At 63.8% G+C, this 12,701-nt stretch carries 12 protein-coding genes; 11 read left to right on the top strand and 1 reads right to left on the bottom strand.

From position 1 onward, the window contains the following. The first annotated feature begins 95 nt into the window (after positions 1 to 95). The gene (locus O9X62_RS09030) at positions 96 to 1,985 is read left to right on the top strand and encodes a GGDEF domain-containing protein (RefSeq protein WP_269532484.1); all 1,890 of its coding nucleotides are present in this window, start codon (positions 96 to 98) and stop codon (positions 1,983 to 1,985) included. 42 nt (positions 1,986 to 2,027) lie between these two features. Here O9X62_RS09030 and O9X62_RS09025 read toward each other — a convergent pair whose 3' ends face one another. Further along, complete coding sequence (locus O9X62_RS09025) at positions 2,028 to 2,663, bottom strand: TetR/AcrR family transcriptional regulator (RefSeq protein ID WP_269532483.1); 636 nt, start codon at positions 2,661 to 2,663, stop codon at positions 2,028 to 2,030. A gap of 247 nt (positions 2,664 to 2,910) precedes the next feature. On the opposite strand from O9X62_RS09025, the gene O9X62_RS09020 reads away from it, so the two are divergent. From O9X62_RS09020 to O9X62_RS08975, 10 genes are all read left to right on the top strand, one after another. Continuing rightward, on the top strand, positions 2,911 to 3,744 hold the full coding sequence (locus O9X62_RS09020) for an alpha/beta hydrolase (protein ID WP_269532482.1): 834 nt from the start codon (positions 2,911 to 2,913) through the stop codon (positions 3,742 to 3,744). After that, positions 3,741 to 4,265 (top strand): C40 family peptidase, encoded by a 525-nt coding sequence (locus O9X62_RS09015; RefSeq protein WP_269532481.1) that lies wholly within the window; start codon positions 3,741 to 3,743, stop codon positions 4,263 to 4,265. Before O9X62_RS09020 ends, O9X62_RS09015 begins: the two co-directional genes overlap by 4 nt. 564 nt (positions 4,266 to 4,829) lie before the next feature. After that, on the top strand, positions 4,830 to 6,770 hold the full coding sequence (locus tag O9X62_RS09010; RefSeq protein WP_269532480.1) for a glycosyl hydrolase family 18 protein: 1,941 nt from the start codon (positions 4,830 to 4,832) through the stop codon (positions 6,768 to 6,770). A gap of 313 nt (positions 6,771 to 7,083) precedes the next feature. Beyond that, positions 7,084 to 7,515, top strand: a complete 432-nt coding sequence (gspG, locus tag O9X62_RS09005) for a type II secretion system major pseudopilin GspG (RefSeq protein ID WP_269532479.1) — start codon at positions 7,084 to 7,086, stop codon at positions 7,513 to 7,515. Between the two features lie 6 nt (positions 7,516 to 7,521). Further along, positions 7,522 to 8,694: a type II secretion system F family protein gene (locus O9X62_RS09000; protein WP_269532478.1), complete on the top strand. Its 1,173-nt coding sequence runs from the start codon at positions 7,522 to 7,524 to the stop codon at positions 8,692 to 8,694. Further along, positions 8,691 to 10,349: a GspE/PulE family protein gene (locus O9X62_RS08995; RefSeq protein WP_269532477.1), complete on the top strand. Its 1,659-nt coding sequence runs from the start codon at positions 8,691 to 8,693 to the stop codon at positions 10,347 to 10,349. Before O9X62_RS09000 ends, O9X62_RS08995 begins: the two co-directional genes overlap by 4 nt. Next, on the top strand, positions 10,330 to 11,082 hold the full coding sequence (locus O9X62_RS08990) for a hypothetical protein (RefSeq protein ID WP_269532476.1): 753 nt from the start codon (positions 10,330 to 10,332) through the stop codon (positions 11,080 to 11,082). The genes O9X62_RS08995 and O9X62_RS08990 overlap by 20 nt, the downstream gene beginning before the upstream one ends. Beyond that, the gene (locus O9X62_RS08985; protein WP_269532475.1) at positions 11,076 to 11,606 is read left to right on the top strand and encodes a hypothetical protein; all 531 of its coding nucleotides are present in this window, start codon (positions 11,076 to 11,078) and stop codon (positions 11,604 to 11,606) included. Before O9X62_RS08990 ends, O9X62_RS08985 begins: the two co-directional genes overlap by 7 nt. After that, positions 11,603 to 12,178 (top strand): hypothetical protein, encoded by a 576-nt coding sequence (locus tag O9X62_RS08980; protein WP_269532473.1) that lies wholly within the window; start codon positions 11,603 to 11,605, stop codon positions 12,176 to 12,178. Before O9X62_RS08985 ends, O9X62_RS08980 begins: the two co-directional genes overlap by 4 nt. Continuing rightward, positions 12,178 to 12,681 carry a hypothetical protein gene (locus O9X62_RS08975; RefSeq protein ID WP_269532472.1) on the top strand — a complete coding sequence of 168 codons (504 nt, stop codon included), beginning with the start codon at positions 12,178 to 12,180 and terminating at the stop codon, positions 12,679 to 12,681. The genes O9X62_RS08980 and O9X62_RS08975 overlap by 1 nt, the downstream gene beginning before the upstream one ends. Positions 12,682 to 12,701: the final 20 nt, after the last annotated feature.

Genomic DNA, 12,701 nt, shown 5'->3' with positions numbered 1-12,701 from the left:
GGTGTCTTCTTTTCAGGATGAAGTGCATGCCGCGTCTGCCGGGAAAATCGCTGCCGTCCGTCGGGCTCATCATGATGCTTTGCATCGCGTCGGCGATGTCCGCAGAAAACGGGCGGGCAGACTTCGAGACCCGGCTGTCCACTGCCGAGCAGCTTGCACAAACGGGTGATCCGAAGGGGATGGTGGCGCTGGATGGCTTGCTGGCCGAGACCAGTGGATCGGCTGCGGCAGAGCGTCGGCTAAGGGTCCAGGACGCGCGTTGCTGGCGGTTGGCGGTGACGGACCCGACGGCGGCAGGCAAGCTGCTGGATGAAGTGCTTGCCGATGCCGCCCACCCGCGTTTTGCCATGCAGATGGCGCGTTTGCTGGCGTGCAGAGGCTACGTGGCCGAACGCACGGGGAAGGCCGATGCTGCGTTGGCGGATTACGAGACCGCGGTGGCGACAGCACGGCGACTGGACGACCGACCCCTGCTTGCGCGTGTGCTGGCCCTGCGCGGTGAGCAATACGGCGCGCGGGGCCGCTATGCGGATGCGATCACGGATCTGAAAGCCGCCTATGAGCTGGCGCTGGCACTGGACGCCTCCGCCAAGCAAAGCTATGCACTCAATGCGCTGGCCAATCTGTATGCCGATCGCAATGTGCGCGATTACGACCAGGCGCTGGTTTACTACCGGCTGCTGCTCAAGGCGCATGAGGCCAATCAGGACCACACCAATCAGGCTGCCACCCGCTTCAATATCGCCAGTACGCTGGAGAGCCAGGGCAAGCTGGAAGAGGCGTTGGCCGAGTTCCGCCATGCGTTGGCGCTGGATCGGGTGCGCGGCTTGCCGGAGGACATTGCCTTTGACGAGCGCGCCGTTGGCATCGTGCTGTCCAAGCTGGGCCGCCATGAGGAGGCACTCAAGCTGCTGGATCAGGCACTGGCGACCTACGAACGTAGCGCCACACGCGATCCCGATGCACGCGAGTCGGTTGCCATGGTGCGCTTGTCGCGCGGGGTCGCTTACCGGCGCGCCGGGCAGTTTGCCCGCGCACTTGCGGATATCGATGTGGCCCGGCAGTTCTACTTGTCCACGGGGAATCTGCGTTTTCTGGAAACCATCCACGCCGAGCATGCGCTGGCACTGGCAGGTGCGGGCGACTGGCGCGGCGCTTTTGCCGCGCGCGGGGATTACATCGACGTCTACAAACAACTCCAGACCCGACTGCTGGATGAGCGTACTGCCCGCTTGCGGGTGCAATTTCAGACCGAACAAACCCAGCGCGAGAGCCAGGCACTAGCGCGTGCGAATGCGGCGCAGCAGCGGGAGCTGGTTGCCAGCCGGCAGGCGCACCGCTGGCAGCTCACTGTCATTGCCCTGAGCCTTGTCGTGATTGCGCTGCTGGGCTGGACCGTATTCCGGCAGATCGCCACCAGCCGCCGTCTGCGCGATATGGCGCTGATGGATGAGCTCACCCGCCTGCCCAACCGGCGGCATTTTCTGGCAATGGCTGAAGCGACTTGGTCTCGTGCACAGCGTAACGACGAGCCACTGACCGTGGCCGGTATTGATATCGACCACTTCAAACGGGTGAACGACACCTGGGGGCATGCAGCTGGCGATCTGGTGCTGCAGCGCACGGCCCATGCGCTCAGAACCGCACTGCGACCCGGCGACACGGTGGGCCGGCTCGGTGGCGAGGAGTTCTGCGTGTTGATGCCGCGCACCGGTCTGCACGCCGCGGCGATGGCTGCGGAGCGCTTGCGGCTTGCGGTGGGCGCGATTGATTGCAGTGATATTGCGCCGGGACTGAGCCTGAGCATCAGCCTGGGCTTGGCCGAGCGCGAGCCGGGTGTCTCACGGCTGGCCTCGCTGTTGCAGCGCGCTGATGAGGCCTTGTATCGCGCCAAGGCCAATGGGCGTAACCGGATCGAGCTGGCGCAGCCCGCCGAACTCGCGTCGGCAGCACCTGCAGCGGGCTGGTTGTCTGAAGGGGCCTGACGCTCGCTCAGTCAGGCCCGGACGAGTTGGGTCAGGTTTGCCTCAGCAGGTCGTATCGGCACGCAGTCCGCGTATCAGCATATCGAAATGAAAACGCGCCAATGCCCGCAGATCGGCAGGTTCCGGGTCGCAATCAGCAAAACTCTGTGACCAGAGCTTCATCAGCAGCAAGGGTGCAATGGTCACGCGCGTGGCCTCCATCAGATCCAGCTCCCGAAACTCGCCCGAAGCGACACCGCGCTGCAGTACCCCTTGGTACAGCAGGCGGGTACGCACCACCACTTCGTCCATGTAAAAGCGGGCCAGCTCCGGAAAATTGGCGGATTCCGCAATCATCAGTCGTGCAATCCCTGTGGCGGGCAGGGTCTCCATCCGCTCGGCCCAGGCGTCCAGCAAACATTGCAGCAGCGAGGCTGCACTGCCCTGGTGCTCGGCGACCAGGGATTCAGCGAACGCGAGATTCGCCACCAGAGTCTCGCGTACCACGGCTTTGAACAGGTCTTCCTTGTTCTCGAAGTACAGATATACCGTGCTCTTGGTGACGCCGGCTTCGCGGGCTACGTCGTCCAGCCGGGTGGCAGCAAAACCCTTGGCAATGAACAGATGCAGTGCGGCATTGATGATCTCGTGAGGGCGAGCGCTCTTGCGGCGCTGCCAGCGGGTGGCGGGAGCGTCCATGGGGTTCCGGGCGTAGGCAAAGGCCACGATTCAGGGGCGGTGGAAAGGTGATTGGGGCCGGGAGGCGAGGCCGGAGCATATCGGTATAAGCGTGCGGGCAGGAACGACTTCGTGGGCCAAGACGTGATCCATGCAACAGACCCAAACCCATCCGCGCGCGCCGGACACCTGACGGGGCCACAGGCGTGGGTCAGTGGCTTGCAGATTGCCGGGTGCGGACAGTTGGCGTAAGGTACATGAGGATTTCATGTTGTTCCGCAAGAAGATACGCCAAGTGGCTGATATAAAACTGGAATTGATCGAAGTCATGCCGGCCATGGTGGCTGGTCGCCCGCCCTTGCTGTTTTTGCATGGGGCTTATATGGGCGCCTGGTGCTGGTCGCCGCATTGTCTGCCTCTGTGCGCCAGTCGCGGTTATCGCAGCTTTGCCCTGAGCCTGCGTGGCCATGGTGACAGCGAGGGCCACGCTACCCTCGCCCTGCATTCGATCAACGACTACCTGAACGATGTTGCCTGGGCCGTGCGCGAGGTCACTGAGCGTTGCGGGCGACCTCCCGTGCTGGTAGGGCACTCCATGGGGGGCTATCTGGCTTTGGCCCATGCGCGTGATGTGGCCTTGCCGGGCTTGGCTTTGCTGGCACCCCTGCCGCCGGAGGGGCTGCTGGGGTCTACCCTTCATTTGCTGTTTCAGCACCCGCAACTGCTCTGGGAGCTGCATTGCCTGCAATATGGCGAACAGCCGCTGCTGGCCGACAAGCTGCGTGAACTGCTGTTTTCGCCGGCCATGGATCTACCCACGCTGCTTGGCTATGCCGCACGCTTCCAGCATGAATCCCAGCGCGCCTTGCTGGACCTCTCGGTTCCGCAATTCGACTTGCGCCCGCCCAAGGGCATGCCGCCTGCTCTGGTGCTGGGTAGCCGTGCCGACAAGATCATTCCGCCCCATCTGGTACACAGCGCCGCGCGTGCTCTGGGTGTGCGGGCACGCATGCTCGATGGCGTTGGCCACGCCATGATGCTGGACGCACCGTGGCGACAGGTTGCGGACGAATTTCTGCAATGGCTGGAGACACTGCCATGAATCGCGCCCTGTTCTTGCCTTGCTTGCTACTGCTGTTGGCAGGCTGCGCAACTGCACCGGTCAAGCCGGCAGCCGGAAAGCCGGCCAACAGCGCACAGGCCACCCGCCCCGCTCCGGCCCTGATTGCCCAGCCCGCCAGCGAAGCGGGGCGTGAGGTAGCGATGTATGCGCTGGGCTTGCTGGATGTGGGCTACCAGTTCGGCGGCAAGAATCCTGAAGCCGGGCTGGATTGCTCCGGCATGGTCAGCTTCATATACCGCAATGCACTGGGTGTGGACCTGCGCGGCAGCGCCGCCGATATCGCCAAGCGTGGCCGCACGATACGCCGGGACCAGATGCAGCCCGGTGATCTGGTGTTCTTCAACACCATGAACAAACCCTTCTCTCATGTTGGGATCTACATCGGCGATGACCGATTCGTCCATGCGCCGAGTACCAACGGACGCATTCGCATCGAAAGCCTCAAGACCCGGTATTTCGCCGCCCGCTTCGAAGCCGCCCGCACCCTGTTTGCGGGCTAGCACACCACCTTTTGCATCTAGAACCAGCCTCAGCCCGACACCGGTGATTTGACCGGTGCCGGGGCATCGGTGCGTCTGCACTGGATCAGCGGCGCTGCATGGGGGTGGCCTGGCTGATCCGGTAATACTGGTATTACGCAAGGAGACCACCCGTTTGAGCAGGTAGAGGAGCAGGGCGCTGCTTGAGCCTGCTGTACGGGGACTTGGATACAGGGTGGAGTGTGGTGATTATGCCAGTTTCTCCCTACTGGATTGCGGTGCGTTGTATTTGTTCAATGCATTGAAAATAAAAAGGAAATTTGTACTCTCTGGTGACTTTTCCGAGTCGGCTGCCTGGTGGTCATGCACAGTGTCTTGACAAGCGTGTGACAGACGTTTATCTCGTTAATGCCACGTTAATACATGTGAGTTACCAGTTAAAGAGAACCGGTAATACCTGTATTAAGGATTTGGTGCACGGTCCCACGGCTCCCGGTTACAGGCGCAGGTCGGTGAGCTGAAAAAACTATCGGGCTATGTCCCCGGTATTGCAGCCACAACCTTCTCGGATGGAGCAACCAAGACATGACCAAGCAACACACGCCCTTTCAGCGCCTTGCGCTGAAGACCCTGACTGCCAGCCTGGCGACCGCCGGTGTGCTGTATGCCCCTGCTGCGATGGCAGCCACTTGCGCCGCGCCTTGGGCGGAGGGCAATACCTATACCGCCAATGCGGCCTCGTCGTATCAGGCCAAGAACTACCGTGCCCTGGTAACCCACACTGCCTACGTGGGTACCAACTGGAACCCTGCTGCCACGCCAACGCTGTGGAGCTATGTCGAGGATTGCTCGGCCACGCCGACTCCAACACCGACGCCCACACCGACGCCCACGCCTACACCCACGCCTACACCCACGCCAACTCCGACCCCGACCCCGACCCCGACCCCCACGCCGGTGACGTGCTACGCCGCCTGGGTATCAAGCACGGCTTACACCGGTGGTCAGCGCGTGACGTATAGCGGCCGCAACTATGAGGCGCAGTGGTGGACGCAGGGCGAAGTGCCGTCGTCGAATGTGGGCTCGGGCAAGCCGTGGAAGGATCTGGGTGTCTGCAGCACGCCGACGCCGACCCCGACCCCGACCCCGACCCCGACCCCGACCCCGACCCCGACCCCGACCCCGACCCCGACACCCACGCCAACGCCAACGCCAACGCCGACCCCGACCCCGACCCCGACCCCGACCCCGACCCCGACCCCGACCCCGACCCCCACGGGCAAGCAGGTTGGCTCCTACTTCGCGCAGTGGGGTATCTACGGCCGCAACTATCAGGTGAAGAACATCGACACCTCGGGCTCGGCCGCCAAGATGACCTTCCTCAACTACGCCTTCGGCAACATCTACCAGAAGAACGGTGGCTACGAGTGCGACATCCAGATGCGCGCAGAGAGCGGTAACGGCGACGGGGGCGACAACTTTGCGGATTACGGCAAGTCCTTCGGTGCCGATGCTTCCGTGGATGGCATCGCCGACAAGTGGGACAACCCGCTGCGTGGCAATTTCGGCCAGCTCAAGCGCCTGAAGGCCAAGTATCCGAACCTCAAGCTGTTCATCTCCTTGGGTGGCTGGAGCTGGTCCAAGTGGTTCTCGGCAGCAGCCGCAACCGATGCTGGTCGTAAGCAGCTGGTCAGCAGCTGTATCAATGTTTACTTGAAGGGCAACCTGCCGGTGGTGGATGGTGCGGGTGGCACGGGTGCGGCAGCAGGCCTGTTTGACGGTATTGATATCGACTGGGAGTTCCCGGGCGTGCAGGGCATTGGTTACAACACCGTGAGCCCGGCCGACAAGCAGAACAACACCCTGTTGCTGAAGGAGTTCCGTACCCAGCTGGATGCCTACGGCGCGCAGACCGGCAAGCGCTATCTGCTGACCGTGGCCATTGGCATGGGCAAGGACAAGATCGACATGTCCGAACCGGGCGAGTACAGCAAGTCGCTCGACTGGATCAACATGATGACCTACGACTTCAACGGTGGCTGGGACGCAACCGGTCTCACCAACTTCCACTCGCATCTCTACAACGACCCGGCCGGTCCGCAAGGCGGCCTCAAGCCCACCTACAACATCGACAGCGGCGTGAACCAGCTGCTCAATGCGGGTGTGCCTGCCAGCAAGCTCGTGGTGGGTATCCCGTTCTATGGCCGTGGCTGGACGGGCGTGCCTAACGTCAACAACGGGCTGTATCAGTCCGCCACGGCAGCAGCACGCGGCACCTACGAAGCCGGTATCGAGGACTACAAGGTGCTGAAGAACGCACCGGGCACCGTGTACACCAACCCGGTGACCAAGCAGTCCTGGAAGTACGACGGCACCAACTTCTGGTCCTACGACACGCCGGCCAACATCCAGACCAAGATCGATTACGTCAAGGCCAAGGGTCTGGGCGGCATGTTCAGCTGGGCGCTGGATGGCGATACCGCCGACGGTGAGCTCATGAACGCGATGAGCGCCGTCAAGCAATAAATCCATGTGGTGTGGATGGCGGCTGCGAGGTCGCCATCAGTCGAGCCCTCCCGGTCTCGGGAGGGCTTTTTTTAAGCCCTTGCGGGCAGGCAAGTCGCTGAAATCACAAGAACTCGATCACTCGGGCGGGGTGCGACAGGCATGGCTGCTGCATTTGCTGCAATGCACGATGCAATCGGCTTGCTGCCGTCTTTTCTGCGCTTTAAGATGCATTAAACTGGTATTTGATTTGTGCGTTTCCAGATCGAATGCCCAGGCATAAAACACACAAGGCAGACCGTGTTCTTGGCGGTCACTGTCAGGGCGAGACAACATGAAGATGCGAACTCATTGCAGACGGCATGGCGGCTTCACCCTGCTGGAATTGCTGGTCGTACTGCTGATCGTGGCCTTGCTGGCCGGCTTTGTCGGCCCCAAGCTGTTCGACAAGGTCAGCCGCGCCAAAACACAGACTGCGCAGGGTCAGCTCAAGCTGATTGCCGATGCGCTCGATCAATACCGCCTTGATACCGGTCGCTATCCCAGCACCGAGCAAGGCCTGGCTGCGCTGGTCAGCAAACCGGCTGATCAAGCCACCTGGCGTGGCCCGTATCTGGCCAAGGGCGTACCCAACGACCCCTGGGACAAGCCCTATACCTACCAGGCCCCCGGTACGACGCATGACTACGAGTTATTGACCCTCGGCGCCGACGGTAAAGCGGGTGGTAGCGGCGAAGACGCTGACGTCGATTTCTGGCAGTTTTGAGTCCCCATGCGCTTCGTCGCCAAAGTCCTCGCCGATGGCCGGGTCGTCGAACAAGAGCTGGAGGCGGCCAGCGAGCAGCAATTGCGTGCGCACTTGAGCGGCGAGGGCGTGCAGCTGATCGGTCTGCGTGCTCGCGCCGGCAGCCGCACACGGCGCAGTGACTTTTCCTTGCCCTTGTTCACGCAGGAACTGGTCGCGCTGCTGGAGGCCGGGCTCTCGCTGTCCGAAGCGGTCGATACCTTGGGCGACAAGGCTGTTGAGGGGGCGACGCGCGAGGTGCTCAAGCAACTGGCTGAAGGCTTGTATCAAGGCTTGCCCTTCTCCAAGGTACTCGCCAATCAGCCTGAACATTTTCCGCCGCTGTTTGCGGCCACCGTCGCATCAGCTGAGCGCACTGGCCATCTGGCCGATGCCCTGCGCCGCTATCACCATTACGAAACGCGCTTGTCGGCGGTGCGCAAGCGTGTCAGCAGTGCGCTGATTTACCCGGCCGTGATCATTGCCGTAGGCGGTGGCGTGCTGCTGTTCCTGCTGCTCTATGTGATTCCGCGCTTCAGCCAGATTTACACCACGATGCGCGATTTGCCCTTTGCCGCGCGCGCCATGCTGTGGTGGGGTGAAACCGTGCAGGCCTATGGTTGGTGGCTGGGTCTGGCCGTGGTGGCGGGTGTGGCCGGCATGATTGCTTTGCTGCGCCAACCGGCGCGGCTGGCCAGCCTGCTGGCGCTGCTGTGGCGCTCGCCGCGGCTGGCGCAATTGCGCCGTCTGTTTGCGCTGGCGCGCTTCTATCGCACCTTGGGCTTGTTGCTGGCCGGCGGTATTGCCGCCGTGCCCGCGCTACAACTGGCCAGCCAGCTCTTGCCCGATGCACTGCGCCGGGCGCTGGAACGCGCATTGGTCGATATCCGCGCCGGCCAGCCGCTGGCTGCCACGCTGACGCGCCACGATCTGAGCACGCCGGTGGCCGAACGCCTGCTGCGGGTGGGCGAGCAGTCGGGCGAGCTGGCCGCCATGTGCGAACGCATCGCCCAGTTCTGCGACGACGAGCTCGACCGCGCCATCGATCTGTTCACGCGGCTGTTCGAACCCTTGCTGATGCTGGGCATCGGCATCCTCATCGGCACCATCGTCTTCCTGCTCTACATGCCGATTTTCGAGCTGGCGGAGAGCATCAAGTGAACGCGATCACGCCCGCGCTGCTCACCGAACTGACCGCCAGCGTCGGCCACGATGGCTGGCTGGGCCGCTTGCGCGAGCGCATGGGCTGGGACGAGGTGACGGCCCTGCAGCAGGTGGCGGCTTACAGCGGTTTGGTAGCGGTGAATGCCATCCAGCTCGCGCAATGGCAGCCACGGCTTGATCTGCTGCCGTTCAGCGAGGCCAGCGCGCGCCATTGCGTGCTGTTTGCACAGCCCGATGGCGCGCTGGTGCTGGTGCTGGCCGATCCGTTCAATTTGCCGCTGCGCAACTGGGCTTTGCAGCGCTTGCCGTTTGCGTTCGCGATTGCCCTGGTGCTGGCGGCGGATCTGGATGACTGGTTTCGCCAGCAGGACAAAGCGCACCGCGCTGTGGATGATCTGGCCCTTGGCGACGAGCAGGTCGGGTCCATGGCCGAAGTCACCGAAATCTCGCTGGCCAGCATTGCTCAGGATGCCAGCCCGGTGGTGCGGCTGGTCAATTCCACGCTGTACGACGCGCTGAAGTCCAAGGCCAGCGATATCCACTTCGAGAGCACGCCGGTCGGCCTCGCCATCAAATACCGTATCGACGGCGTGTTGATGAGCATTGCCAGCGCCAATGGCGTGCCCGTGGCCGAGCAGGTGCTGTCGCGTCTCAAGGTGCTGGCCGAACTCGATATCTCGGAAAAGCGGGTACCGCAGGATGGCCGCTTTGGCGTGCTGATCCGTGGCCGCGAGGTGGATTTCCGCGTGTCCATCATGCCGTCCATCCACGGTGAGGATGCCGTGCTGCGTATTCTCGACAAGCGCGGTGCCGACGAGAGCTGGCAGAAGCTGAGCCTTGATGGCCTGGGCCTCGACGACAGCGCCCGCGCCGCCCTGCGCCAGCTGGCTCGCGAGCCCTACGGCATGCTTCTGGTCACTGGCCCGACCGGTTCGGGTAAATCGACCACGTTGTACGCGACCTTGTCGGAAACCAATACCGGCGACGAGAAGATCATCACGATTGAAGATCCGGTCGAGTATCAGCTGCCGGGCATCCTGCAAATCCCCGTCAACGACCGCAAGGGCCTGAGCTTTGCGCGCGGTCTGCGCTCGATCCTGCGCCACGATCCCGACAAGATCCTCGTCGGCGAAATCCGCGATGGCGAAACCGCGCAGATTGCCGTGCAGGCGGCGCTGACCGGGCATCTGGTGCTCTCCTCGGTGCACGCCAACGGTGTGTTCTCGGTGATCGACCGCTTCATCCATATGGGCGTGGAGGCGAGCAGCTTTGTCGAGGCGCTCAACGGTGTGGTCGCACAGCGGCTGATCCGCCAGATCTGCCGTGAATGCGGTAGCGATGATCAGCCCGATGCGGCGCTGATCCGCGAGTCCGGGCTCGATCCGGCTGCGTGCAGCCATTACCGCTTCCGCATTGGCCGCGGTTGCCCGGCCTGCCGCCAGAGTGGCTACGTCGGCCGCCGGGCGATTGCGGAAGTCCTGCGTCTTGACGACGAACTCAAGCAGGCCATCGTCAGTCACGCCCCGGTACTTGAGTTGCGCCGGCTGGCCGAGGCGAGCGGCTTTGTGCCCATGCGCTGGATCGCGCTCGATTGCGTGGCGCGTGGCGAAACCACCTTGCAGGAAATCAACCGTGTCACCTTTGTGGACTGAGCACACGCTATGGCTGGGCCGCGACCGCGCCGCACTGGCGGGGCACAGCCGCCTGCCTGCACGCGGCTTGCCATTGGCACAGCTGGGTGTGAGCGAGACTGGCCCTGCAGCCGCCGCATCTGCACTGCTGGCTGCTACGCCGCGCGGTCGCTGGCGGGCGGGTGTTGAGCTGGTGCTTGGCAGCCCCTGGGTGCGCTACCAGCTGTTGCCCTGGCAGGAAGGCGTGCATACCGATGCCGAATGGGCCGATTACGCCCGCGCATTGATGCGGCCGCAATTTGGTACCGCCACCGACGGCTGGCGCGTGCGCGTGGCCGATGCGCCCTACGGCGCGGTGCGGCTGGCCGCTGCGGTAGATGAATCGCTGTGTGTCAGCTTGGCCGAAGCGGTGGTCGCCCGTGGGCAGAAACTGGCGTCTATCGAACCGGCCCTGATGCAGGTGTACAACCGCCATCGCCGCACCCTGCGCCACACGGAATTCGCCCTGTTGGTACTGGAAGACAGTTTGCTCACGTGCGCTGTGGCGAGCGCGGGTGACTGGCGGGGGGTGGTCAGCCTGCCGCTGGCGGGTGACTTGGCCGCCACGCTGCGGCAGGCAGGCGGTCTGCTGAGCATTGGCATGCCGGAAATCAGCTATCTGGCCGCCACCCGGCGACCCGCGCAGCTGCCGGCGCAATGCCAGTGGCTGGGCCCGATTGCCCCGGCCTTTGCCACGCTGGAGGCCGCATGCTGATGCCGCGCCGGCTGGACATGGATTTCACCCGCACCCCAAGGCCCATGCCCTGGCTGGGTGTGGCCTTGCTGCTGCTGGCCTTGCTGGCTGCGGCGGATGCTGGCACACGTTGGCTTGAGGCAGACGAAGCCCGCCGCACGCTGGCCGTCCAGGCCGAACGCTTGGACATGCGCCAGCGCCAGCAGGTACGCCAGAGCCAGTCTGCCGCACAAACCCGGCCCGACCCGCACGTGTTGGCCGCCGCACAAACGCAGCAACTGAGTCTGTTGCCGCTGCTTGATGCGGTTGAGCGCCAGTGGCGGCCCGAAGTCGCCGTGCTGCGGCTCGACGCCGCACTCGAGGGGCAAACGTTGCTACTCAGTGTGGATGGCAAACGTCTCCACGACGCGCTCGGTTTTGTCGAGCGGCTGGAGCGCGATCCGCGCATTGCCCGCATGGCTGTCACCGGCTACTTGCCCCGACTGGGCCTGCCGGCTGCGGAGCGCCCGGTCACCGCCAATCTGGAAGGGCGGTGGCGACCATGAAGCGCCAGCGTCTTGCCCTGCCGAATCTTGTCTGGCGTCGCCCACTGTCTGCCTGGTTGGTGGTGTGGCGTCGTCAGGCTGGCATGCCCGGCATCGTTGCCGTGCTGCTATTGCTGGTAGTGGGCCTGTTCCAGTTGACGCAGCTTGGGCCGCTATCGCGCAGCCTGAGTGAAGAAAAAATGCGGCTGGCCACGCGCGCCAAACAGCTTGCCCAGATGCCGTCTGCACCCGTGGCCGGCCCGGCCGATGCGGCCCAGCTAGAGCAGCCGCGCTTGCCCGCTCGCGGCGAGTTACCCGCGGTAATCCGCCAACTGGACGAGGTGTTCGAACGCTTCGGCGTGCCCGCCAGCCAGCGCGATTTCCAGCCGGCCGAAGAGGCCGGCGGCAAGCTGGTGCGCTACACCAGCCAGCTTGCGCTGCAACGCCCGTATCCGGCCGTGCGCGAGCTGATGGTCGAGCTGGCCCGCTTGCCCGGTGTGCGGGTGGAAAGCATCAATCTCTCGCGTACGCAGATCAACGAATCGGCCCCGTCGGCGCTGATCCGCTACAGCGTGCTGACGGAGGTGCGCTGATGATCAGCAAGCCTGTACAGCTCGCCCTCTTTGCCACGCTCGCCGTCACGCTGTGGCTGGCTTTGGATGACGATGCCAGCGCGCCGCCCGGCAAGCCCGCCGCGCGTGCGCCACGTGTTGATGCCACGGCGGCGCAGATGCCCGGTACCCCCGCAGCCAGTGCCCCACCCGTAGCGCGTTCGGACTATGCCAAGCCCGGCAAGCCGGTTGATCTGTTCGCCAGCCAGGACTGGATACCCCCACCACCGCCCGTGGTGGAGCAAGCCCCCGCCGCGCCGCCGCTGCCGATTCGCGTTGCCATGGTGTGGGAAGACGCGGGTGGCCGCTATGTGGGCATGAGCCTTGGTGATAACCAGTGGGTGGCCTGCGAGCGCTGCGATGTGTTCGGCAATGTGCGGCCCGGTGGTGTGATCGAAGGCCGTTACCGGCTCGACAAGATCGAGCCTCATCGCCTGTTGTTTACCTTCCTGCCGCTCGATGTCCGGCAGGAGCTTAGTTACTAGACCCGGCACCCTGTGCGCCG

The organism is Chitinimonas sp. BJYL2, assembly GCF_027257935.1.
In the GTDB taxonomy this organism is placed as follows: Bacteria; Pseudomonadota; Gammaproteobacteria; order Burkholderiales; family Chitinimonadaceae; genus Chitinimonas.
Note: the sequence above shows the minus strand (reverse complement) of the source record. Positions and strands in the feature narration are given on the sequence as shown.